At 67.0% G+C, this 24,438-nt stretch carries 24 protein-coding genes, 1 tRNA gene and 1 pseudogene; 9 read left to right on the plus strand and 17 right to left on the minus strand.

The window, feature by feature from the left end; translation table 11 throughout:
- Positions 1 to 132 precede the first annotated feature (132 nt).
- From recQ to AC3ITM_RS14465, 5 genes are all read left to right on the plus strand, one after another.
- Positions 133 to 1,935 carry a DNA helicase RecQ gene (recQ, locus tag AC3ITM_RS14445; protein ID WP_489265941.1) on the plus strand — a complete coding sequence of 601 codons (1,803 nt, stop codon included), beginning with the start codon at positions 133 to 135 and terminating at the stop codon, positions 1,933 to 1,935.
- Between the two features lie 95 nt (positions 1,936 to 2,030).
- Positions 2,031 to 2,414, plus strand: coding sequence for a CopL family metal-binding regulatory protein (locus tag AC3ITM_RS14450; protein ID WP_489265943.1), 384 nt, complete (start codon positions 2,031 to 2,033; stop codon positions 2,412 to 2,414).
- Positions 2,415 to 2,520: 106 nt separating this feature from the next.
- Entirely contained in the window at positions 2,521 to 4,314 is a 1,794-nt protein-coding gene (locus AC3ITM_RS14455) for a copper resistance system multicopper oxidase (protein WP_489265945.1), read from the plus strand.
- Positions 4,311 to 5,318 (plus strand): copper resistance protein B, encoded by a 1,008-nt coding sequence (locus AC3ITM_RS14460; protein WP_489265947.1) that lies wholly within the window; start codon positions 4,311 to 4,313, stop codon positions 5,316 to 5,318. The genes AC3ITM_RS14455 and AC3ITM_RS14460 overlap by 4 nt, the downstream gene beginning before the upstream one ends.
- A gap of 257 nt (positions 5,319 to 5,575) precedes the next feature.
- Positions 5,576 to 6,088, plus strand: a complete 513-nt coding sequence (locus tag AC3ITM_RS14465; RefSeq protein WP_489265949.1) for a GNAT family N-acetyltransferase — start codon at positions 5,576 to 5,578, stop codon at positions 6,086 to 6,088.
- Positions 6,089 to 6,109: 21 nt separating this feature from the next.
- On the opposite strand, the gene AC3ITM_RS14470 is transcribed toward AC3ITM_RS14465, so the two are convergent.
- Positions 6,110 to 6,394, minus strand: a complete 285-nt coding sequence (locus AC3ITM_RS14470; protein WP_489265951.1) for a TFIIB-type zinc ribbon-containing protein — start codon at positions 6,392 to 6,394, stop codon at positions 6,110 to 6,112.
- A 175-nt stretch (positions 6,395 to 6,569) separates the two neighbouring features.
- On the opposite strand from AC3ITM_RS14470, the gene AC3ITM_RS14475 reads away from it, so the two are divergent.
- On the plus strand, positions 6,570 to 6,971 hold the full coding sequence (locus AC3ITM_RS14475) for a response regulator (RefSeq protein ID WP_489265953.1): 402 nt from the start codon (positions 6,570 to 6,572) through the stop codon (positions 6,969 to 6,971).
- Positions 6,972 to 7,084: 113 nt separating this feature from the next.
- Positions 7,085 to 7,753, plus strand: coding sequence for a DUF3011 domain-containing protein (locus AC3ITM_RS14480; RefSeq protein ID WP_489265955.1), 669 nt, complete (start codon positions 7,085 to 7,087; stop codon positions 7,751 to 7,753).
- 161 nt (positions 7,754 to 7,914) lie between these two features.
- Here AC3ITM_RS14480 and AC3ITM_RS14485 read toward each other — a convergent pair whose 3' ends face one another.
- The gene (locus AC3ITM_RS14485; RefSeq protein WP_489265957.1) at positions 7,915 to 8,574 is read right to left on the minus strand and encodes an MliC family protein; all 660 of its coding nucleotides are present in this window, start codon (positions 8,572 to 8,574) and stop codon (positions 7,915 to 7,917) included.
- Between the two features lie 79 nt (positions 8,575 to 8,653).
- Positions 8,654 to 9,544 carry an NAD-dependent epimerase/dehydratase family protein gene (locus AC3ITM_RS14490; RefSeq protein WP_489265959.1) on the minus strand — a complete coding sequence of 297 codons (891 nt, stop codon included), beginning with the start codon at positions 9,542 to 9,544 and terminating at the stop codon, positions 8,654 to 8,656.
- Between the two features lie 171 nt (positions 9,545 to 9,715).
- Between AC3ITM_RS14490 and AC3ITM_RS14495 the strand changes: the two genes are divergently transcribed.
- The gene (locus tag AC3ITM_RS14495) at positions 9,716 to 10,561 is read left to right on the plus strand and encodes a hypothetical protein (protein ID WP_489265961.1); all 846 of its coding nucleotides are present in this window, start codon (positions 9,716 to 9,718) and stop codon (positions 10,559 to 10,561) included.
- A gap of 273 nt (positions 10,562 to 10,834) precedes the next feature.
- On the opposite strand, the gene AC3ITM_RS14500 is transcribed toward AC3ITM_RS14495, so the two are convergent.
- Positions 10,835 to 11,287, minus strand: a complete 453-nt coding sequence (locus tag AC3ITM_RS14500; RefSeq protein WP_489265962.1) for a hypothetical protein — start codon at positions 11,285 to 11,287, stop codon at positions 10,835 to 10,837.
- Positions 11,288 to 11,555: 268 nt separating this feature from the next.
- Here AC3ITM_RS14500 and AC3ITM_RS14505 point away from each other — a divergent pair, with 268 nt between their 5' ends.
- Positions 11,556 to 11,987 carry a hypothetical protein gene (locus AC3ITM_RS14505; protein ID WP_489265964.1) on the plus strand — a complete coding sequence of 144 codons (432 nt, stop codon included), beginning with the start codon at positions 11,556 to 11,558 and terminating at the stop codon, positions 11,985 to 11,987.
- Positions 11,988 to 12,460: 473 nt separating this feature from the next.
- Here the strand turns inward: AC3ITM_RS14505 and AC3ITM_RS14510 are convergent, their stop codons facing one another.
- The 13 genes and pseudogenes from AC3ITM_RS14510 to ruvB all read right to left on the minus strand — a co-directional run bounded on the left by AC3ITM_RS14510 (position 12,461) and on the right by ruvB (position 24,433).
- A complete protein-coding gene (locus AC3ITM_RS14510) occupies positions 12,461 to 15,037 on the minus strand; it encodes a hypothetical protein (RefSeq protein ID WP_489265966.1) in 2,577 nt (858 codons plus the stop codon).
- Positions 15,038 to 15,559: 522 nt separating this feature from the next.
- Positions 15,560 to 15,661: pseudogene (locus AC3ITM_RS14515) on the minus strand (transposase); the annotation flags it as partial.
- A 287-nt stretch (positions 15,662 to 15,948) separates the two neighbouring features.
- Positions 15,949 to 16,024: transfer RNA gene (locus tag AC3ITM_RS14520), tRNA-Lys, on the minus strand.
- Between the two features lie 73 nt (positions 16,025 to 16,097).
- Entirely contained in the window at positions 16,098 to 16,763 is a 666-nt protein-coding gene (queC, locus tag AC3ITM_RS14525) for a 7-cyano-7-deazaguanine synthase QueC (RefSeq protein WP_489265968.1), read from the minus strand.
- Between the two features lie 163 nt (positions 16,764 to 16,926).
- The gene (gene queE, locus AC3ITM_RS14530; RefSeq protein ID WP_489265969.1) at positions 16,927 to 17,625 is read right to left on the minus strand and encodes a 7-carboxy-7-deazaguanine synthase QueE; all 699 of its coding nucleotides are present in this window, start codon (positions 17,623 to 17,625) and stop codon (positions 16,927 to 16,929) included.
- A gap of 129 nt (positions 17,626 to 17,754) precedes the next feature.
- Complete coding sequence (gene ybgF / locus AC3ITM_RS14535) at positions 17,755 to 18,561, minus strand: tol-pal system protein YbgF (protein ID WP_489265971.1); 807 nt, start codon at positions 18,559 to 18,561, stop codon at positions 17,755 to 17,757.
- Between the two features lie 3 nt (positions 18,562 to 18,564).
- A complete protein-coding gene (gene pal / locus AC3ITM_RS14540; protein ID WP_228884073.1) occupies positions 18,565 to 19,083 on the minus strand; it encodes a peptidoglycan-associated lipoprotein Pal in 519 nt (172 codons plus the stop codon).
- 65 nt (positions 19,084 to 19,148) lie between these two features.
- Entirely contained in the window at positions 19,149 to 20,468 is a 1,320-nt protein-coding gene (gene tolB, locus AC3ITM_RS14545; protein WP_489265972.1) for a Tol-Pal system beta propeller repeat protein TolB, read from the minus strand.
- Positions 20,469 to 20,657: 189 nt separating this feature from the next.
- Entirely contained in the window at positions 20,658 to 21,719 is a 1,062-nt protein-coding gene (gene tolA, locus AC3ITM_RS14550; RefSeq protein ID WP_489265973.1) for a cell envelope integrity protein TolA, read from the minus strand.
- Positions 21,709 to 22,137, minus strand: coding sequence for a protein TolR (gene tolR, locus AC3ITM_RS14555; RefSeq protein WP_489265974.1), 429 nt, complete (start codon positions 22,135 to 22,137; stop codon positions 21,709 to 21,711). Before tolR ends, tolA begins: the two co-directional genes overlap by 11 nt.
- Before the next feature lie 23 nt (positions 22,138 to 22,160).
- Positions 22,161 to 22,940 (minus strand): protein TolQ, encoded by a 780-nt coding sequence (tolQ, locus tag AC3ITM_RS14560; protein WP_228884069.1) that lies wholly within the window; start codon positions 22,938 to 22,940, stop codon positions 22,161 to 22,163.
- Between the two features lie 10 nt (positions 22,941 to 22,950).
- Entirely contained in the window at positions 22,951 to 23,382 is a 432-nt protein-coding gene (gene ybgC / locus AC3ITM_RS14565; RefSeq protein ID WP_489265976.1) for a tol-pal system-associated acyl-CoA thioesterase, read from the minus strand.
- Positions 23,383 to 23,392: 10 nt separating this feature from the next.
- Positions 23,393 to 24,433, minus strand: coding sequence for a Holliday junction branch migration DNA helicase RuvB (gene ruvB / locus AC3ITM_RS14570; RefSeq protein WP_489265977.1), 1,041 nt, complete (start codon positions 24,431 to 24,433; stop codon positions 23,393 to 23,395).
- Between the last annotated feature and the right edge of the window lie 5 nt (positions 24,434 to 24,438).

The following is a 24,438-nucleotide window of genomic DNA, read 5'->3' on the forward strand; positions in this document are numbered from 1 at the left end:
TCTGCGGGAAGCCGGCCAGCGGCCGGCACTACCCTGATCCTGGACGGTGCCGGAGGCTTGTGGGCGTGCGCCTACGCAGCGGTCCGCTGTTGGAGGACACGGCCGGCCTGCGCGGCGGGGTAAACTAGTCCGATGTCTTCCCGCCCCGCGCACGACCTGCTCAGCCGTATTTTTGGTTACGACGATTTCCGCGGTCCGCAGCAAGCGATCGTCGAACATGTCGCCGCCGGCAATGACGCGCTCGTATTGATGCCTACCGGCGGCGGCAAGTCGCTGTGCTACCAGGTGCCCTCGCTGCTGCGTGATGGCACCGGCATCGTCATCTCGCCGCTGATCGCGCTGATGCAGGACCAGGTCGAAGCCCTGCGCCAGCTGGGCGTGCGCGCCGAGTTCCTCAACTCCACCCTCGATGGCGACACCGCCGCCCGGGTCGAGCGGGAACTGCTCGCCGGCGAACTGGACATGCTCTACGTCGCCCCCGAACGCCTGCTCACCGGCCGCTTCCTGTCGCTGCTTGCACGCAGCAGGATCGCCCTGTTCGCCATCGACGAAGCCCATTGCGTCTCGCAGTGGGGCCACGACTTCCGCCCCGAGTACCGCCAGCTCACCGTCCTGCACGAACGCTGGCCGGACGTGCCGCGGATCGCCCTGACCGCCACCGCCGACCCGCCGACCCAGCGCGAAATCGCCGAACGCCTGGACCTCACCGGCGCCCAGCACTTCGTCAGCTCCTTCGACCGCCCCAACATCCGCTACACCGTGGTCCAGAAGGACAACGCCAAGCGCCAGCTGCTGGACTTCCTCAAGGTCCACCGCCAGGAAGCCGGCATCGTCTACTGCATGTCGCGGCGCAAGGTCGAGGAAACCGCCGAGTTCCTCTGCAAAGAGGGCATGAACGCCCTGCCCTACCACGCCGGCCTCCCGGCCGAGGTGCGCGCGGCCAACCAGCGCCGCTTCCTGCGCGAGGACGGCATCGTCATGTGCGCCACCATCGCCTTCGGCATGGGCATCGACAAGCCCGATGTACGCTTCGTGGCGCATACCGACCTGCCCAAATCGATGGAAGGCTATTACCAGGAAACCGGCCGCGCCGGCCGCGACGGCGAACCGGCCGAAGCCTGGCTCTGCTACGGCCTGGGCGATGTGGTGCTGCTCAAGCAGATGATCGAGCAGTCCGAAGCCGGCGAAGAACGCAAAAGCCTGGAACGCAACAAGCTCGACCACCTGCTGGGCTACTGCGAATCCATGCAGTGCCGCCGCCAGGTGTTGCTGGCCGGCTTCGGCGAAACCTACCCCCAGCCCTGCGGCAACTGCGACAACTGCCTGGTGCCGCCCGATGCCTGGGATGCCAGCGTGGCCGCGCAGAAGGCGCTGAGCTGCGTCTACCGCAGCGGCCAGCGGTTCGGCGTGGGCCACCTGATCGACATCCTGCGCGGCGGCGAGAACGACAAGATCCGCCAGTTCGGGCATGCCCAGCTCAGTACCTACGGGATCGGCAAGGACCTGGACGCGCGCACCTGGCGCAGCGTGTTCCGCCAGCTGGTGGCCGCCAGCCTGCTGGAAGTGGACAGCGAAGCCTACGGTGGCCTGCGCCTGACCGACGGCAGCCGCGAGGTGCTCAAGGGCCAGCGCAAGGTCATGATGCGCCGCGAAAGCCCCAAGGCCCGCGAGCGCGAGCGCAGCGGCCAGCGCACCGGCCTGTCGGTCCTGCCGCAGGACCTGGGCCTGTTCAACGCGCTGCGCAGCCTGCGCGCCGAACTGGCCAAGGAACAGAACGTGCCGGCCTTCGTGATCTTCCACGACAGCACCCTGCGCAACATCGCCGAACAGCGCCCGACCAGCATCGACGCGCTCGGGCGGGTCGGCGGCATCGGCGGCACCAAGCTGGCCCGCTATGGCGAGCGGTTGGTGGACATCGTCCGCGAGCAAGGCTGATGGGCCGCCGGCCCGGCCACGGACCAGGTGCCAGGCTTGAACGGCACGTTCAGCTGCAGGTGCACGCGCGCCGGTTTGGCGCTAGGGTAGGCTCCATGTCCGCCGGTAGCCTGCTCCTGCGAGTGGTTCTGATCTTCAGCCTGTTGCTCAACGGGTTGAATGTCGCCATGGCCGCGCCGATGGCCATGGCCCTGGCCGCACCGGTTGCCGCCGCACCGGCCGCGCCTTGCCACGGTGATGCCCAGGCCGCGGCCATGCACCACGACCATCACCCCGATGCGGCCGCACAGGCCCCGCATGACGGCGACCACTGCAAGATCAAGGAATGCCTGCGCAACTGCGCACAGCAGCCCAGCCTGGCGGCGACCATCGCCTGGATCGCCAGCCCGCCGCCACTGACCCTGGCCCCGCTCGAGCGCACCCGGCAGGCCCTGCCGGCGCTGCCGCTGGACCGCATCACCCGCCCTCCGATCGGCTGACCCTGCGCCCCTTGCGGGCGCGTCTGTTCGATGCGATGCCACGCCTTGCCGCGCGGGCATCCTGATGGCACCTGCCGGTGCCACTCCCATCCGATTCGGAGCTGCAATGTCATTCCCCAATACACCCGGCCCGGGCCAGCTGCCCATGCCGTCGCGCCGCCTGTTCGTACAAGGCGCCGCCGCCGGCGGCGTGGTCGCCGGCCTGGTCGCCAGCGGCCTGCCCAGCCGCGCCTTCGCCGCGGCCGGCGCGCGCGTGGCCGGCGCCCCGCAGGTCCTCAGCGGCACGCAGATGCAACTGAGCATCGGTGAATCGCTGGCCAACTTCACCGGCCGCACCCGCCCGGCGATCACCGTCAACGGCAGCCTGCCCGCACCGATCCTGCGCTGGCGCGAAGGCGACACCGTCAGCGTGCGCGTGGCCAACGCCCTGCAGGGCCACCCCACCTCGATCCACTGGCACGGCATCCTGCTGCCGGCCAACATGGACGGCGTGCCCGGCCTGAGCTTCAACGGCATTGCCCCCGGCCAGGCCTACCAGTACCGCTTCACCCTCAAGCAGTCGGGCACCTACTGGTACCACAGCCATTCGATGTTCCAGGAACAGGCCGGGCTGTACGGCGCGCTGATCATCGACCCGCTGCAGCCGGCGCCGTACCGCTTCGACCGCGAGCACGTGATCCTGCTGTCGGACTGGACCGACATGGACCCCGGCGCGCTGTTCCGGCGCATGAAGAAACTGGCCGAATACGACAACTACTACAAGCGCACCCTGCCCGACTTCCTGCGCGATGTCCGCAAGGACGGCTGGGCCGCAGCCACCGCCGACCGCGGCATGTGGGGCCGGATGCGGATGACCCCGACCGACATCTCCGACATCAACGCCCACACCTATACCTACCTGCTCAATGGCACCGCCCCGGCCGGCAACTGGACCGGGCTGTTCCGCAGCGGCGAAAAGGTGCTGCTGCGCTTCATCAACGGCGGCTCGATGACCTACTTCGACGTGCGCATCCCCGGCCTGAAGATGACCGTGGTAGCCGCCGACGGCCAGTACATCCATCCGGTCAGCATCGACGAATTCCGCATCGCCCCGGCCGAAACCTTCGATGTGATCGTCGAGCCCAGCGGCCAGGACGCGTACACGATCTTCTGCCAGGACATGGGCCGCACCGGCTATGCGGCCGGCACGCTGGCGGTCCGCCACGGCCTGCAGGCGCCGATTCCCGAGCGCGACGCGCGCCCGCTGCTGACCATGAGCGACATGGGACATGACATGGGCCATGCCTCGAACGCGATGGCGGGCCACGCCATGAAGGGCATGGAAGGCGGCTGCGGCGCCAACATGGGCCACGGCGCGCACGGCGCCGATCCGAAGGCACCGCGCCACGCGCCCAGCGAAAAGGGCAATCCGCTGATCGACATGCAGAGCATGGCCACCGAGCCCAAGCTCGACGACCCCGGCATCGGCCTGCGCGACAACGGCCGCAACGTACTCACCTACGGCGCGATGCGCAGCCTGTTCGATGACCCGGACGGGCGCGACCCCGGCCGCGAGGTCGAGCTCCACCTGACCGGGCACATGGAGAAATTCAGCTGGTCCTTCGACGGCATCCCGTTCGCCGGTGCCGAACCGCTGCGCCTGAACTACGGCGAGCGCATGCGCATCGTGCTAGTCAACGACACCATGATGCAGCACCCCATCCACCTGCACGGGGTGTGGAGCGACCTGGAAAACGCCGATGGCGACTTCCAGCTGCGCAAGCACACCATCGACATGCCACCGGGCACCCGCCGCACCTACCGCGTGCGCGCCGACGCACTGGGCCGCTGGGCCTACCACTGCCACCTGCTGTACCACATGGAAGCGGGCATGATGCGCGAAGTGAGGATCGAAGAATGAGCCGCTTCCCTCTCACCGCACTGACCACGGCCCTGCTGCTGGCCTTGTCCGTACCGGCGTGGGCGCAGTCGCATGCCGGCCATGCCGCGACGCCGACCACGACCCACGCGCCGCCGGTGGATGGCGGCAGTGTGGATCACAGCCAGATGGACCACTCGAAGATGGGCCATGACAGCAGCGATCACGGCGCGACGGATCACTCCAAGAGGGACCATCACAGCACCGATCACAGCCAGATGGACCATGCAGCGATGGGCCACGGCGCTCCGAAACCGCCCGCCCCCAGCGAGCCGCTGGAACCGATCCCCGCCGTGACCGCCGCCGACCGCGCCGCCGCATTCCCACCGATCGACCACGGTGCGATGGAACACGCCCCGCAGGTGCACAGCATGCTGCTGGTCAACCGGCTGGAGCAGTGGGACGGCCGGCATGGCAACGGCCAGGCCTGGGAAGCCAGCGGCTGGGTCGGCGGCAACATCCACCGCCTGTGGCTGCGCAGCGAAGGCGAGCGCAGTGGCGGCAGCACCGGGTCGGCCGATCTGGAAGTGCTCTACGGGCGCAGCGTCTCGCCCTGGTGGGATGTGCTGGTCGGGGTCAAACAGGACTTCCGGCCGGCCGATTCGCGCACCTGGGCCGCGCTTGGCATCCAGGGCCTGGCCCCGTACAAGTTCGAGACTTCGGCCACGGCCTATGTCGGCGAAGGTGGCCAGGTGGCGGCGAGCGTGGAGGTGGAGTACGAGCTGCTGCTGACCAACCGCCTGATCCTGCAGCCGCTGCTGGAAGCCAGCTTCTCGGCCAGGGACGAGCCCGAGTACGGCAACGGCGCCGGGCTCAACAAGATCGAAGCCGGGCTGCGGCTGCGCTATGAGTTCAGTCGTCGTTTCGCCCCCTACATCGGCATCAGCCACGAACGCCTGTTCGGCGACACCGCCGATTACCACCTGGCCGCCGGCGAACGTGCCCGCGACACCCGCTGGGTGGCCGGCGTGCGCGTCTGGTTCTGAGGAAAAAGATCCCGGGCGCGGCGAGCGCCCGGGACAACAGGGGTTGTGCATGCCGGATCCGACGGGCCGCAGGCGGGGCGTCACAGGTGGCCGCGTCGAAGCGCGGCCTGTGCTGTCCGACACCCGGGCAGCCTTGCTCGTTGGCACCCGGGTATTGATTGGATGCGCCCGGGCAAAGGTTCCGCCATCGGCCGGCGGTTTTTTCCGCCGGCCGCCGATGGCGTAAGCTGCCGCCCCGCCCCGTGAAGACCCGCGCCATGGCCCTGTTGATCCGCCGCGCCGCCCCGGCCGACGCCGACGCCTTGTCGGCGATCGCCATCGCCACCTATACCGAGACCTTCGGCGACTCCTACCCGGCGCAGGATCTGCAGGCCTTCCTGCAGGACCATTACAGCCCGGCCCCGCAGCGGCGCGAACTGGAAGACCCGCACAGCGCGGCCTGGCTGCTGGAGGAGGACGGCCGCGCCGTGGGCTATCTGGCGGCCGGCCCGAACGGCTTGCCGCACGCCGATGCGGCCGCTGGCGATATCGAGCTCAAGCGTCTGTACGTGCTGGCCAGCCACCAGGGCGGCGGCCACGGTGCGCGGCTGATGGAGGCATTCCTGGCCTGGCTGGATCACCCGGTGCACCGCCGCCTGTGGGTCGGCGTGTGGTCGGAGAACGTCGGTGCCCAGCGCTTCTATGCCCGCTACGGCTGCGTCAAGGTCGGCACCTATGAGTTCGTGGTCGGCGACAGCCGCGACCTGGAGTTCATCCTGCGCCGGCCCTGAGCGACAGGGCCGGCGCGACGGTCAGAAGTCGAACAGGTCCGACAGGAAACTCTCTTTCTTCTTCTTGCGGTAACCCTGCTGGTCGCCGTACGGCTGCTGCTGGCCCAGATGGCGGGTGTCGCGGTGCTGCGACGGCGGCGGCGCGGCGGCGCGTACCGGTTCGGCCGTACCGACCGAACGCTCGATGATCTTGTCCAGCTCGCCACGGTCCAGCCACACGCCACGGCACTGCGGGCAGTAGTCGATCTCGATGCCCTGGCGCTCGGACATCACTAGCGCCTGGGTCTTGCATACGGGGCATTGCATGTTCCGTGCTCCATCGTTCAAACCCCGACTCTACCCTGCCCCGGCTGAGCGTTGCGCAACGCGACCAACGCCGGCTGAACCCCCATGTTCGCCCCCTGCCGGCGTGCACGGCTCGCTAACCTCGGGCCGGCGATACTTGCCCGCCTTTTCCGGCCCAACCCAGGAATACCGTGTCATGTTGTTGTCCAAGCGCCATGTTGCACCGCGCGTGCTGTTGATCGAAGACACCGAAGAAACCCGTGAGCTGAGCCGCATGACGCTGGAAAGCCAGGCCTGCGATGTGGTCGCGGTGAGTTCGGCCGAAGCGGCCCTGGGTCTGCTGCAGGCCGGCGAATGTTTCGACCTGGTGTTCACCGATGTCTGCCTGGGCGGGCTGAGCGGGATCGAGGCGGCGCACCAGATCAAGCAGTACCAGCCCGGCCTGCCGGTGCTGGTCACCTCCGGCCTGGAACCGGCCCAGGTCATCGGCCAGCTGCGCGCCGGCATGCACTTCCTGCCCAAGCCCTATTCGATGAGCGACCTGCTGGACGCCATCCGCGCCTGTTTCCAGCAGCACGACCTGATGCCGACGGCCTGAGCGGCCGCCTTCATCCGGTTTTCATCGGCAACTGTCATCGTCCGGCTCGAAAGGTCCGCTGTGCCCCGCCCGGGCCGGCGGCGCGCTGTTCCCACCTGCCGGAACCGACGGACATGCCTACCCGCCTGCTGCTGACCGCTCCGCTGCTGCTTGTCGCCTCGCTCGCCGACGCCCGCGCCGACGAGTTCATCACCTGCGAAAGCCGCGACAACCGCTACCAGTCCTGCGCATTGCCGTGGGCCGGCTACGTCAGCCTGGATCGCAAGCTCTCCGGCGCCGACTGCCGGCAGGGCCGCAGCTGGGATTACGACCGCCGCGAGGTGTGGGTGGACGACGGCTGTCGTGCTTCGTTCCGCGTGCATGGCGGTGGCGGGCGCGATGACGATGACCGGCATGACGGCAACCACGATGCCAAGGTCGCCGCCGGCGTGCTGATCGGCGCGGCGATCCTGGGCGCACTGGTGCACAACGCCAACAAGCAGGACGACCGCTACGACGACGACACCTACCAGGGCGCGCGTCACAGCTCCTACGTACCGGGCTGGATGGTCGGCGAGTTCGAGGGGTTCAACCCGATCTACAACGCCGACATCCGCATGACCATCGACAGCAGCGGGCGCATGAGTGCGCAGGCACGCGGGCAGAACCTGTCCGGCTGGGTCAACGGCGGCCAGCTCAACGTCGGCAGCAGCGTGTTCGACATCAGCCAGAGCCGCGACGGTTTCGTCACCACCGAAGTCGGCGATCGCCAGAACGAAGTGCGCTACCGCCGCGTGCGCTGAACACCATCATCGAACGCGACAATCACCGGTAGGGTCGGATCCCGATCGACCGCCGACCACAACGAGCACGCCGACGAACGCAGGATCATCGATCGACAGCAACCGCTGGTGCCAGTCGGGACGCCCCCTGCCGGTGCCCGTCCCGCGGCGCAGGCACCGGCTCAACCAACCGCCTTGCAGCTCAATGCAGTGCCATAGAAATTCAGCGTGGCCTCGCCCTGGTGCTCCCAGAACTCCACGCCTTCGCGCGTATAACGGGCGCCACTGGCCGCTTCGGCCGGGAACACGATGGCCTGGTCGTTGCCCCAGCGGATCACCGCCGCCTGCGGATCCAGTTCGTTGTAGAACACCGCGGTGACCGGCTTGCTGTTGTCGTCGCAGCGGTATTCCACCGGCGTGGGGGCCTTGACCGCGCCGTTGCCGATGCTCAGCTCGACGATCCGGGTCTGGTAGGCCTCCAGCAGGCAACGATGGGCGTCCACCGCCTGCCAGCAGGCATCGCGGCCCTTGACCCAGCCGCGCTGTTCGGCGGCGATATCCAGTTCATCCGGGCTGGTCTGCGCGCGCTTGTACAGCGCGGCCAGTTGGCGGTCCAGCGCGGCCAGGCGCGCATCGCCGCATACCAGCTTCTCCGCCTCGTTTCCCGCCTTGGCGCAATCGAACGACGGTACCTCCAGTGCCGGGGTCGCCGGTGCGGTGGCGGCCGGGGCCTTGGCATCGGCGGCCGGCGGTTCCGTCGGCGCAGCGGTATCGGTCGGTACCGGCTTGGAACAGGCCGCGAGCGCAAGCGCCCCCATGCTGAGCAGGACGAAACGGTTCATGGCACCTCCAACAACGGTCGACGGAAAGACGTCCCATTGTGCGGGATCGGTCGCCTGCAGGGTGTGTACGCCGCCTGCGCTACTCCACCGTGCAATCGGCCACCGGCGCCGGGTGCGGCAGCACCTCGATCGAACGCGCTTCCAGCTGCGCCAGCACCGCCTCGGGCCCGCGCTGGCTGCGCCAGCCCAGGCCGATACTGGCCGCGCGCGGGTCGTGGATGCGGTCCACCACCGGCAAGGTCCAGCCACGGCGGTCGTATTCGGCCAGCCACTGCGGGCAGCGCCGCGCCAGCACCTCCCGTGGCTGCTGCACCAACCCCGCGCAATCCTGCGGCTGGAACGGCGTCCAGCCACTGACGATGTAGCGCTGGAACGCCGCCCCCGGGTTGCCCAGTGCCGCCACGTGCGCGTCGGCCACATCGCGCACATCGATGCCACGGTGCAGGCGGTACAGCAGCATCCGCTCGGCGGTTTCCGGGAAACAGCGCGACATGCGGATCACCCGCACCGCGAATCCCGGCGCAGCGGCCTGCTCCAGCCACTGTTCGGCGGCCAGCTTGGAGCGGTGGTAGACGGTACGCGGCTGCGGCCGGGTATGCTCGTCGATCCAGGTGCACTGCCCCGGCACGATCGCATGCCCGTACAGCGCGGTAGTGCTGGTGAACACCAGGCGCGCCACCCCGGCCTCGCGCGCCAGCATCGCCAGCGTCCGCGTGCCCTCCACATTGATGCGCTGGAACTCGGCATCGGGCGCCAGCCCTACATGCGGCGCATGCAGCGCCGCGGCATGGATCACCGCCTCCACCCCGACCAGCGCACGGCGCAGCACCCGGGCATCGGTGAAGTCGGCCACATGGCGGGTGGTATTGAAGGGATTGCGGTCGATCCCGACCACCTCGTGCCGTGCGGCGAGCGCGCCGAAAATCGCGCGCCCGACCCGGCCTGAACTTCCTGTCAGGAGAATCTTCACTGTGTCGCACATGGTCAGCGCCCGGGAGCTACCGGGATGGATCGAGTATAGCCATGCTCCCGGCCGGCCGGTCGCATCGGGCGCAACCGCTGCGGTCGTCCCCGGCTTGTGGCCGCCGCCACCGTTGGCCTACGCTCGGCGGCCAGACCACACGCAAGGATGCACGCTCTCATGCCAACCCGGCCCGCACCCACGCGCATCGCGCCTGCATCGATGCCACGGCGTCGACTTGCCCTGGCGCTGTCGAGCCTGGCCTGGCTGCTCGCCGGCAGCGCCAGTGCCGATGACTTCCCGGCGCGGCTGGCCGCCCAGGCGCGGGCCGGCGAGCAGTTCCAAGCCGTACTGCAGAACGCGGCCAGCGCCCGGCAATCGCCGCCGCTGGACAGCCCGCAGGCCATGCAGTTGCTGCGCACGATCACCGACCGGCGCGGGCTGCTGCAGCAGCCCGTGCAGGGAATGGAGGGCGTGACGCAACAGATGGGCATCTGCGCTGTCGCGCAGAAGACCATGTTTCAGCTGCTGCTGTTCGATATCCCAGACCAGCCTGGCGCAGGACAAAGCCAGGCCGAGCTGGCCGCGCAGGTGCGCCGCCAGGCCGATGCCAACAGCGTGCGCTTCCAGCGGCAGCAGCAGTTGATTTTCCCGTTCGTCTCGCACTGCCTGGCCCGCGTCTTCCCTGCGCTGGCTGACCTGGCAGCGTCCTCCGCACCGCGCGACCAGTCCGCGCTCGAGCGTGGGCTGGCCCAGGTGCGCGATGGCGCACGGATGACCTATCTGGGCGGCCTGGACGTGGTCGAAGACCCGCGTTACGACCCTGCGTTCAAACAAGCGGTGTTGTCGGCCCTGAGCGAGGACGCCACCGTGTACGCCCGCGCCATGCCGGTTGCCCAGCGCCACGCACTGGCCGAACAGGCCAGGCGCAGCGTGCTGCGTAATGACGCAATCAGCCGACCCGCGCTGGAAAAGATCGCCACCGCGTTCGACGACGGCACCTGCACCGGGCTCTGCACGCTGTGAGCCGACTGCGCACCGGCAAGCGCATGGTGCGACGGCGCCGGCCGCAACCGCCCAAGACAGGCCCACAGCGGCGGTAACGGTGGCTCCCCGGCCCCGGCGGGCCGATGGCAGTCGGCAGGACGATGGCTGGCAGCCGCACCTACTGGACCTGCGTGGGCAGCTGGCTGGTGAGGCTGATCGGCATCAGCGCGCTAGCTACTGGAGGGCCATGTAGAAAAAGAGGGTGACGGTTAACGCTACCCTCCTTGTACTGTCAGAGGGATGGCCAGCCGCTCAATCGAGAGCGCGACCACGCCGACGCCCGATGATACGGAACGCCAGTAGCAACAGGGCGACGACTGAAGCTGCCACTGCAGCCCAGAGCTGCGAAGTCTCTGTGCTCTCTTCCCCTTTAACCACCGCAATACTAGGGTTACTGGTGTTGTAGCGGATATCGACCTCCAGAAAATCATCCTCAACCCTGATGCGCTCGCCGAGCTGATCGGAGACATCGATTTTCTCCTTGCGCTTTTCACCATTTTCGGCCTCGAATGCTACATGGATAACGTAGCCACTCTTACGACCCTTTTTTTCAGTCCAGCGAACCTCATCGATCGAGGCAATTGCGTCACGCCCTTTCTCGCCTTCTGTCAGGGTAAACCGATGGTGCTCCTTGTAGCTGAGGTACGAGAAGAACACCGCCACCAGCGCGGCAAGTCCGATGTTACGCCATGAGGTTAATTTCATATGAGCTTGGTAATGACAAAAGTGGGCGCATATCCTGCCTACTAAGCCAATGCACGTCCATGCAATTTATTGCGATTCAACGTAGCTCAATCCTTGGCGGACGGGCTCTCTAGCCTGCCTTGGAAGACACTCCTCTCGGCTCTCATTCAGCTCAACCCTGTGGCCGGGGAGTATTTGATGTGGATCTCATAGATGCTACTGGCCTTGGCCAGCAGCCTGGCGAGTCAAAGCGGGGCGACCGGTGGCGGCGGCGCTACAGATCGGCCAGGTGTCCAACATTCCCGCACTGCTGTTAACGTCCTGGATCATTCCCCCCCCGGGACGGCGCCTGCCGGGGTGTCTCGCCGGGGTTCATGACAGCAGGGAGGTGATGTGGATGTCAGCAGAATTCGTGCTTTCGTTTGAGGACATCGGTTGGTACGTGTCCCATCTGGACGAGATGAAGCGGCACATCACCCACCTTGAGACGTTTTCCGGGTGTGTTGGAGAACGCGAATTCCGGTTGCTGGGCACCGAGCCGAGAAGCGCGGATGATTGGTGCTACGACGTACGCCTGTTCCTGGAAGACGAGCGCGTTCTTCTTGATATCAGCGCCCACCCGAAGAGCATCGAGGCGGATCTTTCCGGTCTTTTTGGATGGATTCGCGCCTACACCGGGATGTCGGTAGACGATGAGGATGGCGAGCGAACAGGCTGGTAGCAGAAGGGGTTGCACCCCGGCGGCTGGGATCCGCCTTCGGTCCTGTCCGGGACATCGCATGGCGCCTTTGAGGTGCCCCCAGTGGACCTGGCGCCATGAAAAAGGCGCCCGTTGGGCGCCTGATTCGTTGCTGCAATGGTGGGCCGTGATGGATTCGAACCATCGACCAAAAGACTAAAAGTCTCCAGCCAAGTCCTTATGTATCAATGCCTTGAGAAATAGAGCGTTCCGCAACTACGGCTAGAAGTGGTGCGCCGAACCCTTGCACTGCAAGGACGGCTCCGTAATTGCGGAACGAAATCAATCTGGACTTGCGGCGATGCTAAGTCCGCTTGCGGGCTACCGCCTGGTCAGACCTCTTGTTCACAAAAGGCTTCCGAACGATTGTGGGGAAATCCTGCTTAATCGATGAGCGGCGGACATCACCGCAGTCGCGGGCGTGCCTTCTGCAGCCGTGGAAGCAACGTGGTCTGTTATTGCCCTCCCTTGCCATCCAGCGCCTTGCGCAGCTTGGACTGCAAGTCGCGGTCGGCAAACGGATCGAACACGGTGGTGCTGTGCGCTCCCACCATGTAGGCGGTGGCGTCGATGGCGCTCGCGGGCGCATAGAGGGTACGCACCTGCGCGTGCTTATTCAGCGACAATGCCGCAACGCAGCCCATCAGCAGCACATACTTGAGCAGTCCGCGCTCGGCCGCGTCGTCCGGTAGCGGCCAGGCCAGCACCAACTCGGCGACGTCCAGCGTTTCGCTGTGGCGCCTTTCCCAACCGTGACTTGCGCAGTAGATGCCAGCCGCGGCAAGGGACGGCTGCTCACGCAGGCGCTCCAGGACCTGGGCATGCAATGCCGGCGTCCAGCACTTGGACAGTGCGAAACACAGCCCGCGCGGAAAACTTTTCTCGTCCCAAAGGCGCGAGAACAGGTAGTCGGTGTTGCCCGGTGCCTGTGGGCCCATGGTGCCCAGACTCCCGTACAGGGTATCGAGTACCTGCTTGCGCGCATGTTCGCCGCGCTGCATCGCGGCCGACGCGTCTTCCAGCGCGGCGCGGATGGTGACAGCCATGTCAGCCGACGTCATTGCTTCCAGCACGCGCCTTGCCGGGTAGTCGTCGCTGCTGTCAGGCGCGAGCGCCGTCGCGCGGGCCTGAGTCCGCGCCAGGGCCCAGTGGAACAGACGCTGGCGCTGGGTCGTGTCCAGCACCTCCCGCAGACGTTTGATGTCCTCGCTGACCCGATCGGTCACCACGCTTTTCACCGGCGCGGCGTTCAACAGGGCCATCAGCGGCTCGAACAGGCGCGCGTCGCTCCAGAAGGCCCGCAGACCCGCCAGGATGGCGTCGACCCGCTCATCGGCCTGCAACTCGGCAAGATAATCGCCAGCGGGCGGCTCCTCGATCATCGCGATCAGCAGGGGGACCAGTGCGTCGCCAGCATCGGTGACGCTGCGGCACAGCTCCGGCAACAGCGACGCCTGCAGTTTGCCGCTCAACTGCGGCAGGGCGCGCTGCACCAGTTCCATCCGCGTCGGCAGCGTGCTGTCGAGCAGATGGCCGATTGCCCATCGCCGCGCATCATCGTCGTCCGCCAGGTCCGGGCGTCGTGCCAGGCGTATGGCCATTGCATCGCGCGTGGACGGAGCGGCTTGGGCGACGCCCTCGGCGAAGTCAGGCGCATCCCAGATGGTAAGAAGGTCCTCGGCCAGGCGACGGTTGCCAGCCAGCGCCTCGGCACTGAGCGCCGGCTCCGCGTCGCCAAGCAACCGTTGCGCGTGCTCGGCCATATCCAGTACGCGCAGCATCAGGTCGTCCCATGCCAGCAACGGCTGTACGACGGCCACCAGTGCGCGGCCATCGCCGACGGCGTGGTGAACAGGGTGCAGGATGGCGAAGGCCTGCCAGTGCGCCGTCGGTGAGGCGGCGAGCAACTGCGTGGCGGCGTCCGCAGCCGCGCCTGCATCCTGGCCCAGGCGCAGTTGCATGCGCGCGCGCAGGGCCCATGTCGCCGGGGCATCGGTGTCGGCGATCCGATCCAGCGCCTGCAGGGTGGCCACCGGGTCCAGTGCGTCGGCATCGCGTTCCAGCGCGCTGTCGATGTGATCCAGAACCATCGCCCCTACCGACTTGGGCGATACCGCAAGCGCCCGCAGACGCTGCGCAACCGGCGCCTTTGCGTCGATCTGCGCCCACACCAGCAGGCGTGCGCGGCGGTGGCGGAAATCGGGGACGACCGGCAGGTCTGCGTCGTCAGCCATTGACCCGAAAGTGGCCACGAATGCGCGCAGCAATGGCGTCGCCACCGCGGCGACCTGTTCCAGCACCTGCGCAAGGCGCGCATCCTGGCCGAGCAGACGCGTGTGCAGCAGCCAGTAAATGGCCAGGTGCACGTCCCCGCTCAGTAAGGGCAGTGCTGCCTCGAACTCGCGCTGTTCGTATTCCTTGGTGGGGAACGTGCTCAGATAATGGTTGAACGCCTCGGCACCCAGTTCATCCGGGCCCTGTAACGGTTGGCCCTGGTTGTCGCAGGCAGCCTGTGAAAGCGCCCGCATCACCCACTGGTAGCGCGTGAGCAGGTTGGGGGTGCCGGCGTCCTGCGGAGAGGGTGTCCACGCGTATTCGTGCAACAGCGCGGCCTCTGCGTCCTCCCTGTCATCGCCGACGTCCCACTCGTCGAGCTCGTCCAACTCCAGTTCCTTTTCCCACATCCGCGCCCGGAAGGCCTGGTAATCGGCCAGACTGGCGAAACGCGGTTCCACCAGTCGGGTCTCGTGGTCCTGCCACCACACCTGACCGCCTCCCCGCAGGTCCAGCAGGGTGTAGTTGTCGCCCTCGTCGTCCAGCACGACGAAGCCGGAAAGCGTCTTGTCGATGCCGCCGAAGTACCGCGGATTGTTGCCAAGGTGCGCGTGGACCAGATCGGGGACATCCAGCGCGGCGAAATCGGACGAGATCGCCGCAACGATCTGCTCGGTAAGCGGGAGCGCATAGAAGCGCGAATAGGAAGAATTCAGGTCCACGGTGTCATCCATGTCTATGTAGGAAAGGTGCAGCAAGGGCCCGGAATTTCCATCCATGCCTGCGGGTCAAGTGTCCTGCCCAAGGCCCGCTACCGGCCGACGAGCTTACAAGATGTCACCTGATCGGCACACTACCTCAGGTAGTCGCAGCCCTGAGCCTGTGCACCCGGCTCGGCCCCGCTCGTTTTCGGAGTGTCATTGCATTCTGAAGAGCGCAGAAAAGGCCGCGACCGGATGGTGGCTCATGCACCCATTCTTCGCCAACCAACCGACGCAGACGAAGCAGATGTCGAAGCGCAAGACCTCTAAACAAAGGACTATCTACCTCATCGTGGTGATCTTAGTTTTGGTGCGCCCTGCGGCTCACCTGCAGCCGCCACCTGAAAGTGGGGTCTGCTCTTCCCCTTTGCCCGCCTCATCAACACACGAACGCCCCTCGCCTTCCCCCATGTGCGGCCGATTCGTCCAGACCCCGATCCGAGACGCCGCCAGCCTGGGCTTTCCTGAGCTGGTGGGCGGCCTGTCCATGCCCGCCAGCTACAACCTGATGGGGGCGTACCGCGTCAGCGGCGTGGTGGACATACCGCCGAACTTGCTGCGCCACAGGTAGTACGAAGCCTCGCTGAAGCCATGCTGGCGGCACAGATCCTTGATCGGCATGCCGGCCTCAGCTTCGCGCAGGAAGCCGATGATCTGTTCTTCGGGCTTTTCAACAGACGAATGTCTGGTCAAAGCGCTTCTTCACGTCCAATCTCCTTGTCATTGAGGATTGGACTCCAAACCGCCGCGCTACTCAATCTCGGGGGGGGGCGTCGGTGATGACGGAGACCTACACACGCAAGCGCAAGGGCGACCGCGTGACGCCGACCAAGTGATTTTGCGGAAAAGAAACGGTATTGCGGAAAAACAAAAGGGTTCCAGATCGCTCTGAAACCCTTTGTTCGCAATGGTGGGCCGTGATGGATTCGAACCATCGACCAAAAGATTAAAAGTCTTCTGCTCTACCAACTGAGCTAACGGCCCATGCATGCCCCGGCATCGCTGCCGGGGGTGCGCATTCTAACCCACTTGGCGCCCAAGCGTAACCGCCCGGCGCTCAGGCGTAACGGGTCGGGTCGGCGACGCCGGCCTCGGTGAAGCCCTGCGCGCGCAGGCGGCAGGCGTCGCAATGGCCGCAGGCCGCGCCGCGGTCGTCGGCGCTGTAGCAGGACACGGTGAGGCCGAAATCCACGCCCAGGCGCACGCCTTCACGCACGATGTCGGCCTTGCTCAGGAACTGCAGCGGGGCGTGGACCTGGATGCCCGCACCTTCGACGCCGGCCTTGGTGGCCAGGTTGGCCAGGGTCTGGAAGGCGGCGATGAACTCGGGGCGGCAGTCGGGGTAGCCGGAATAGTCCACGGCGTTGACGCCGCAGAAGATGTCGCTGGCGCCCAGTACTTCGGCCCAGCCCAGCGCCAGCGACAGCATGATGGTGTTGCGCGCCGGCACGTAGGTGACCGGGATGCCCTGCCCGCCCGCATCGGGCACGTCGATGTCGTCGGTGAGCGCCGAGCCACCGATGCTGCGCAGGTCGACGCTGACGGTCTTGTGCGCGACCACGCCCAGTGCGGCGCAGACGGCGGCGGCGGCATCGAGTTCGGAGGTGTGCCGCTGGCCATAGCGCACGCTCAGCGCATGCACGGCGAAGCCCTGTTCACGGGCGATGGCGACGACGGCGGCGGAGTCCATGCCGCCGGACAGGAGGACGACTGCTTTTTTCATGAGGGAATTTCCGTTGGTTGCAGGATCACCGGCACGCTGTCCCGCACCGGGTGCATCAAGGTACGCCGAGGCGGCGTTGCTTGCCGCGCTCGTCGTCCCAGAAAAGTGACTGCCGATTCCGAGCACCGGCCGCGCCCTTCTGGCGGCCGCTCGGCAGCCGACATCATCTCCCGGGTTCGTCGTTCCAGAGCAGCTTGTGCAGCTGCATCTGGAAGCGCACCGGCAGGCGGTCGGCGACGATCCAGTCGGCCAGGTCGCGCGGGCTTACTTCGCTCTTGCTGGGCGAGAACAGCACCATGCTGCGCTCGTTGAGCCGGTGCTCGGCCACCATCGCGCGCGCCCACTCGTAATCGGCGCGACTGCACAGCACGAACTTGATCTGGTCGCGCGCGGTCAGCAGCGGCAGGTTTTCCAGGCGGTTGCGCGCCATTTCGCCCGAACCGGGGGTCTTGAGGTCGACCACCCGCGACACCCGCGAGTCCACGCCGCTCACATCCAGCGCGCCGGAGGTTTCCAGCGATACGTCCAGGCCGGCCTCGCACAGCTTTTCCAGCAGCAACAGGCAGCGTTTCTGCGCCAGCGGCTCGCCGCCGGTCACGCAGACATGGCGCACGCCCTGGGCCAGCACCTCGGCGACGATATCGTCGATGTCCCACCAGGTGCCGCCGTGGAAAGCATAGGCGGTGTCGCAATAGCTGCAGCGCAGCGGGCAGCCGGTCAGGCGGACGAACACGGTCGGCCAACCGGCGGCATCGGCTTCGCCCTGCAGCGAGGTGAAGATCTCGGTGATCTTCAGGCGCGGCAGCGGCGACTGCACGATCTCGCTGGGGAGCGCGGCGGCGGCGGACAGGGGGACGGTCATGGCGGCGATGGTTGGGCTACGGCTTCGGAAACGACGATAGCCGAGCATGGCTCGGCTCTACAGGCCCCCGGGACGGGGGTGCAACCGGGGATTATACCGGTCCGGGCCGACCACGCGGCCCAAGGCGGTTCAGCGGATCTGCTGGCCCAGCCGGATCGACTGCAGGCGGTCCTGCGCGGTACGCGCGGCGTCCGAGCCGGGATAGGTGGATACCACCTGCTCCAGGGTTGCCTGGGCCTGGTCGACCTTGCCTTCGCCATACTGCGACAGACCGATCTTGAGCAGGCCACCGGACGCCTTGTCGTGGGTCGGGTAGCGCGAGAGGAGATCGCGGAACTGCGCCTCCGCCAGCGGGAAATTGCGGGTGGCGTAATAGCTTTCGCCCAGCCAGTACAGCGCATTGGGGGCGTAGACGCCGTTGGGGTACAGCTCCAGGAAACTCATGAACAACTGGGCCGAATCGTCGTACTTGCCGGCCTTGAGCGAGTTGAAGGCCACGTTGTAGGCGGCACGTTCATCGCCACTGGCAGCCAGGCTGCCGGCATCGCCGTGCACCGAAGGCGGCCGCTCGGAAGCGGCCGTTGCCGGTTTCGGGGGTGCCACAGGCAGGGGCGCGGCGGCCGCAGGCGTGGCAGGAAGTGCCGGGGCACCGCCTTCCAGGCGGTTCAGGCGGCCGTCCAGGTCCAGGTACTGGTCCTTGCCGGTCTGCTTGAGCTGCTCGTTGTCGTGCTGCAGCTGCTCGACCTGCGACTGCAGGGCCTGCACCTGGGCACGCAGCTGGTTCAGCTGGTTGAGCATGTCCATGTTGGACTGGTTGTTGCTGGCCTGCTGCTCAAGCGCGCCGACCCGGTCGGCCAGGCTCTGCCGCTGCGCATTGGCCGGTGCGGCAGCCACCAGGGCTGCCGCAACGATCATCGATAGGAATCGAAGGCGCATCTATTACTGAGCCGTGTACACGATCTCGACGCGGCGGTTCTGCGACCAGCAGGACTCGCCCGACTCGGTGCAGACCGGACGCTCTTCACCGTAGGACACCACGGTCAGCTGCGAAGCCGAGCCGCCGTTGGCCTGCAGTGCCGAGGACACGCCGTTGCCACGACGCTCGCCCAGGGCCTGGTTGTACGCGCGCGAACCGCGCTCGTCGGTGTGGCCCTGCAGGGTCATGCGCGAGGACGGACGGTCACGCAGGTACTTGGCGTGGCAAGCCATGATCGCCTGGAATTCCGGCTTCACGTCTTCCTTGTCCAGGTCGAAGTACACCACGCGCTGGCGCAGGCAGGAATCGGTATCCAGGTCGCCCGGGCCGTACAGGCCGGAGGTCGACGGACCGGTCGGGGTGGTGGTCGAGGAGCCGGAATCGACCGGGGCGACCGGCGTTTCCTTCACCTTCTTTGCGCAACCGGCCAGGGCGGCCACGGACAGCAGGGAGACAAGCAGAACTCGGGTGGACTTGTTCATGGCGATACCTTTGAGGCTCCTAAAGCCGGATGTGGGATGAATACGTTGGAAATCTTAACACTCTGTTAGCGCTTTGTACGGTAAGGCGACCAAGAAGGCTCCCGGACGTCACCGTCTGCCAGTACCAGCCGCTGGCGCACGCGCGCATCGGCCGAGACGGCATACAACACTCCACGGCCACCCTCGCGGGCGGCATACAACACCATGCTTGCGTTGGGCGCAAAGCTCGGCGACTCGTCCAGCGAACCCGGCGACAGCGTGCTCCAGCGGGCCGAGCCCAGGCTGCTGTCCATCATCGCGATCTTGTAGGTATTGCCGCTGCCCTGGGCCACCACCAGCTTCTTGCCGTCATAGGACAGGCTCGGGGTGGCGTTGTAGTTGCCCTGGAAGGTCACCCGCGAGGCGCTGCCGCCACTGGCCGGCACCTGGTAGATCTGCGGGCGGCCGCCGCGGTCGGAGGTGAAGTAGATGCTGCCGCCATCGGCGTTCCAGGTCGGCTCGGTATCGATGGCGAAGTGGTTGGTCAGCTGGGTCAGCTGCTTGCTGCCCAGGTCCATCACGTAGATTTCCGGGTTGCCGCTGCGCGACAGCGACAGCGCCAGGCGGCGGCCGTCCGGGGAGAACGAGGGGGCGCTGTTGATGCCGCGGAAGCTGGTGACCAGTTCACGGGCGCCGGTGGAGATGTTCTGGATGTAGATGGCCGAATTGCCACGCTCGAAACTGACGTAGGCCAGGCGGTTGCCGTCCGGGCTCCACGACGGGGACAGCAGCGGCTCGGCCGAACGCACGATGGTCTGCGGGTTGAAGCCGTCCGAATCGGCCACCATCAGCGCATAGCGCATGGCATCGCCCTTGCCGCTGGCGGTGACATAGGCGATGCGGGTCCAGAAGGCGCCGCGCACCCCGGTGATCTTCTCGTAGATGGCATCGGCCATCTGGTGGGCGACATCGCGCATGGCAGTGCCACGGGCGGTCATCGCCAGGCCCAGCAGGCGCTCGCCCTTGGGCACGTCATACAGCTCGTACTCGACCCGGTAGGCGCCGGCGCCGGCGTCCATGACCCGGCCGACCACGATGTAGTTCTGCTTCAGCGCGCGCCAGGTGGCGAACTGGATCTCGCTGCCACGGGTGGGCTTTTCGACGATCTGCGCTTCGGGCAGGGTGCGGAACTGGCCGGACCGCTCCAGGTCGGCACGGACCACGGCGGCCACGTCGGTCTGCGGCGCGGCCGCCGAGCCCTGGTACGGCATCGGCACCACGGTGATGGGCGTGGCCGAGGCGTTGCCGCCGATGATGTCGATATCCAAGCCCTTCTGCTGCGCCATGGCAGCAAAGGGCAGCAACAGAGCCGCAAACACGGCAAGCCAGCGAGGCATCTTCTTCATGGAGCACTCAATAGGGGGAAAACCGGAACGAGGGATAACAGCACTGTGGTGAACAGTTTCGCAATCATGAACCAACGGTGCGTGAAAGCAGAGTCACCGCGCCATCAAAACTCACAGACCGTTAACGAATCAGTCGGGCAGCCGCATCGCCCCGGCAGCCCCCGCGACCAGGGGCCGGCAGGCCGCCGATCAGTCCTGGGCGGTGAAGGTGAAATTGATGGTGCGCGCAAATACCGACTCGAAGCCGCGGTACGGCAAGGGCTGGGCATTGAGCACGGCCGCCTCGATGGAGCGCTTGCCGGCCTCGTCGAACGGGCAGCTGCCGCTGACCTTGGCCTGGATGACCTGCCCGCCCGGGACCTGGGTGATCGTGACCTGGCAGCGCTGGCCCAATGGCACCGAATCCGGACGCGTCCATTGCGCCGACACCTTCTGCTGGATCGCCGCGGCGTACTTGGCGCTGAGGTCGTCGCTGGTGCCACCGGCACCGGCGGCCGGCCTGGCCGCCCCGGTGGCGCCGGCGGTGGAGGCGGTGGCGCTGGCGGCACGGGCGGCGCTGACCTGGCGCAGCTTCTGCTCGGCCAGCCTGGCCTCGTTTTCGGCCTGGGCGCGCTGGCGGCGGATCTCGGCGATCTTCTTCTGGCGCTCGGCCTCGGCCTTGGTGTCGTTGGCCTTCTGTTCCTGTTCGGCCAGCTTCTTCTTCTGCTCGTCCGCTTCCTGCTGCTTGGCCAGGCGCAGCTTCTGCTCGGCCTGCTCCTGGCGCTGGCGCTCGGTCAGGTCGATCTGTTCCTGGCGGCGCTTGGCTTCCTGTTCCTGCTTGGCCTTCTCGGCCGAGATCGCCAGCGCGCTGACCGCGTCCTGGTCGACCTTGTCCGGCTGGGCGACGCGCTCCTGAGCCTGTTGCTGCTGCGGGGTAGGCGCGTCCTGCGGGCGCGGCTCGTCGATCGGCTGTGGCGGCGGCACGGTGTCTTCGGGGACCGGCTCGGGCTGGGCGACCGGTTCGGGCAGGTCGGGCAGCTTTTCCGCGGCGCGCAGCGCCTGGCGCGCGGCGGCGGCCTCGGAGGCGGACAACTGCAGGCTGGCCTCGATCGCCGGGTCGCCGGCGGCGGCCTCGGTACTGCGCTGCGGCGACCACAGCCAGGCGGCGATGAACACCAGCGCCAGCAACAGGTGCACGCCCAGTGCCAGCGCGATCGGCAGACCCCACTTCTCTTCCGGCTGGCGCTGCGGTGGCAGGGCGTCAGTGTGCATCGGTCGCCAGGCCCACCTTTTCCACGTTGGCGCGCTTGATCACGTCCATCGCCGCGATCACTTTTTCATAGGCCACGGCCTTGTCGGCGGCCACGATCACGCGCACGTTCTTGTCCTGCGCCGACAGCGCGCCCAGGCGGGCCTGCAGTTCGGCCGCCGGCATCGCCACCGGCTCCTTCGCCTCGGGCAGGGTCAGCGCGAGCTGGCCGTCCAGGCGCACCGAGACCACCACCGGGTCCTGTTTGCTCTCCAGCGCCTTGGCCCGGGAGTTGGGCAGGTCCACATCGAAGCTCAGCGTGAGCAGCGGCGCGGTGACCATGAAGATGATCAGCAGCACCAGCATCACGTCGATGTAGGGCACCACGTTGATTTCGGATTTGAGCTTGCGGCGCTTGCGGCGGCCGATGGCAGCAGTCATGACAGTGTCCTTGTGCTGGGCGCTTACTCGTCGCCCGCGGTCTGGCGCTGCAGGATCGAGCTGAACTCTTCTGCGAAGGTTTCAAAACGGACCGACATGCGCTCCACGCGGGTGGTGAAGCGGTTGTAGGCCCACACCGCCGGAATCGCCACGAACAGGCCGATCGCGGTGGCGAACAGGGCTTCGGAGATGCCCGGGGCCACCGAGGCGATGCCGGCCTGCTCGCCGCTGTTGATCATGTCGTGCATGGTCACCATGATGCCGAACACGGTACCGACCAGGCCCACGTACGGGGCGGTCGAGCCGATGTTGGCCAGCAGCTCCAGGCTGCGCTCCATCTGGTCCACTTCGCGGGTGTAGGTGGTGCGCATGGCGCGCTGGGCGCCTTCGAGCTGGGCGCGGCCGTCCAGCCGGCGCTTGTCGCGCAGGCGGGTGAACTCGCGGAAGCCGGCTTCGAAGATCGCCTCCAGGCCGCCCACCTTGCGGTTGCGGTCGGTGGCCGCGCTGTACAGCTTGCCCAGGTCGGCGCCGGACCAGAAGCGGCTTTCGAACTCATCGGCCTCGCGGTTGGCCGCGTTGAACACGCGCGCCTTGCGGAAGATGATCACCCAGCTGATGAACGAGCCGGCCAGCAGCAGCAGCACGATGATCTTCACCGGGATGCTGGCCTTGATCATCAGGTCCAGGTAGTTGATGCCACCGCCATGGGCGGCCTGCGCCACCGTCTGCGCCGCGGCGCTGGTGACTTCCTGCGGCAGCGCCTCGGTCACCGTGGCCTGCAGGGCCAGGAGCATTGCGATCATCCGTTGTTCCTCATTGTGCCGATACTTGAAGTTCGTAGGGTTTCAACGCGGCCAGCAGTGCATCGCCCATGCCGCGTGGTTTGAAAGTGGCCGCATCCAATGCGGCGATCCTGACCTGGGCCGTCAGCAGCGTTTCATCGCCGCGACACACCCGTTGGTCGAACACCATGCTGGCGCGCTTGCACTGCACCAGCGTGGCGGTCACCTCCAGCGCATCGTCCAGCCGCGCCGGCTTGAGGAAGTCCATGGTCATCGCGCGGACCGCGAATACCAGGCCGTGCTCGCTGCGCATGCGCTCCTGGCCATGGCCCAAGGCCCGCATCCATTCGGTCCGCGCCCGTTCCATGAAGGCCACGTAGCGGGCGTGGTAGACCACCCCGCCAGCGTCGGTATCTTCCCAGTAAATGCGTGTCGGCCAACTGAACCGGGGCTCAATTTCCATGGACCGGGGCTCAATTCCCATCGATCGCCTCGGCAAACAGGTCCGCAGGCGGGTTCTTCGGCTTCAGGCCCATGTGCCGGTAGGCCTTGTGCGTGCACATCCGGCCACGCGCGGTACGGATCAGGAAGCCCTGCTGGATCAGGTACGGCTCGACCACGTCTTCCAGCGTGCCGCGCTCTTCGGACAGTGCCGCAGCCAGCGACTCGATGCCCACCGGGCCGCCGTCGAAGTAGTCGACCATGGTCCGCAGCATGCGCCGGTCCAGCTCATCGAAGCCTTCCGGGTCGACCTTGAGCATCTGCATGGCCGCCTGCGCCACCTCCTGGTCGATATGCCCGGCGGCCTTGACCTGGGCATAGTCGCGCACCCGCCGCAGCAGCCGGTTGGCGATCCGCGGGGTGCCGCGCGAGCGCCGTGCGATCTCGGCCGCGCCCTCGGCGGTGCAGTCGATGTTGAGGATGGCCGCCGAGCGGCGGACGATCTTCGTCAGTTCTTCGGGGGTGTAGAACTCCAGCCGGTGCACGATGCCGAAGCGGTCGCGCAGCGGCGCGGTCAGCAGGCCGGCCCGGGTGGTGGCCCCGATCAGGGTGAACGGCGGCAGGTCGATCTTGATCGAGCGGGCCGCCGGGCCCTCGCCGATCATGATGTCGATCTGGAAATCCTCCATCGCCGGGTACAGCACTTCCTCGACCACGGGCGAGAGGCGGTGGATTTCGTCGATGAACAGCACATCGTGCGGCTGCAGGTTGGTCAGCAGCGCGGCCAGGTCGCCGGCCTTCTCGATCACCGGGCCGGAGGTGACCCGCAGCGCCACCCCCAGTTCGTTGGCGATCACATGGCTCAGGGTGGTCTTGCCCAGCCCGGGCGGGCCGAAGATCAGCACGTGGTCCAGGGCGTCGCCGCGGGCCTTGGTCGCCTCGATATAGATCGACAGCTGCTCGCGCACCGGCGCCTGGCCCAGGTAATCGGCCATGCGCTTGGGGCGGATGCTGGCGTCGGTGCCCTCGTCTTCACGGGTGGCACCGGCGGCAATGATGCGGTCGTCGGTCATCCCGC

This window comes from Stenotrophomonas sp. KH_029 (genome assembly GCF_057839765.1).

Coding starts and splice junctions, on each gene's coding strand:
- recQ (WP_489265941.1), top strand. CDS start 133: ATGTCTTCCCGCCCCGCGCACGACCTGCTCAGCCGTATTTTTGGTTAC.
- AC3ITM_RS14455 (WP_489265945.1), top strand. CDS start 2,521: ATGTCATTCCCCAATACACCCGGCCCGGGCCAGCTGCCCATGCCGTCG.
- AC3ITM_RS14460 (WP_489265947.1), top strand. CDS start 4,311: ATGAGCCGCTTCCCTCTCACCGCACTGACCACGGCCCTGCTGCTGGCC.
- AC3ITM_RS14500 (WP_489265962.1), bottom strand. CDS start 11,287: ATGAAATTAACCTCATGGCGTAACATCGGACTTGCCGCGCTGGTGGCG.
- tolR (WP_489265974.1), bottom strand. CDS start 22,137: ATGACTGCTGCCATCGGCCGCCGCAAGCGCCGCAAGCTCAAATCCGAA.
- ruvB (WP_489265977.1), bottom strand. CDS start 24,433: ATGACCGACGACCGCATCATTGCCGCCGGTGCCACCCGTGAAGACGAG.
- tolB (WP_489265972.1), bottom strand. CDS start 20,468: ATGAAGAAGATGCCTCGCTGGCTTGCCGTGTTTGCGGCTCTGTTGCTG.
- AC3ITM_RS14465 (WP_489265949.1), top strand. CDS start 5,576: ATGGCCCTGTTGATCCGCCGCGCCGCCCCGGCCGACGCCGACGCCTTG.
- AC3ITM_RS14475 (WP_489265953.1), top strand. CDS start 6,570: ATGTTGTTGTCCAAGCGCCATGTTGCACCGCGCGTGCTGTTGATCGAA.
- queE (WP_489265969.1), bottom strand. CDS start 17,625: ATGACCGTCCCCCTGTCCGCCGCCGCCGCGCTCCCCAGCGAGATCGTG.
- AC3ITM_RS14485 (WP_489265957.1), bottom strand. CDS start 8,574: ATGAACCGTTTCGTCCTGCTCAGCATGGGGGCGCTTGCGCTCGCGGCC.
- tolQ (WP_228884069.1), bottom strand. CDS start 22,940: ATGATCGCAATGCTCCTGGCCCTGCAGGCCACGGTGACCGAGGCGCTG.
- pal (WP_228884073.1), bottom strand. CDS start 19,083: ATGAACAAGTCCACCCGAGTTCTGCTTGTCTCCCTGCTGTCCGTGGCC.
- AC3ITM_RS14470 (WP_489265951.1), bottom strand. CDS start 6,394: ATGCAATGCCCCGTATGCAAGACCCAGGCGCTAGTGATGTCCGAGCGC.
- queC (WP_489265968.1), bottom strand. CDS start 16,763: ATGAAAAAAGCAGTCGTCCTCCTGTCCGGCGGCATGGACTCCGCCGCC.
- AC3ITM_RS14480 (WP_489265955.1), top strand. CDS start 7,085: ATGCCTACCCGCCTGCTGCTGACCGCTCCGCTGCTGCTTGTCGCCTCG.
- AC3ITM_RS14450 (WP_489265943.1), top strand. CDS start 2,031: ATGTCCGCCGGTAGCCTGCTCCTGCGAGTGGTTCTGATCTTCAGCCTG.
- ybgF (WP_489265971.1), bottom strand. CDS start 18,561: ATGCGCCTTCGATTCCTATCGATGATCGTTGCGGCAGCCCTGGTGGCT.
- tolA (WP_489265973.1), bottom strand. CDS start 21,719: ATGCACACTGACGCCCTGCCACCGCAGCGCCAGCCGGAAGAGAAGTGG.
- AC3ITM_RS14495 (WP_489265961.1), top strand. CDS start 9,716: ATGCCAACCCGGCCCGCACCCACGCGCATCGCGCCTGCATCGATGCCA.
- ybgC (WP_489265976.1), bottom strand. CDS start 23,382: ATGGAAATTGAGCCCCGGTTCAGTTGGCCGACACGCATTTACTGGGAA.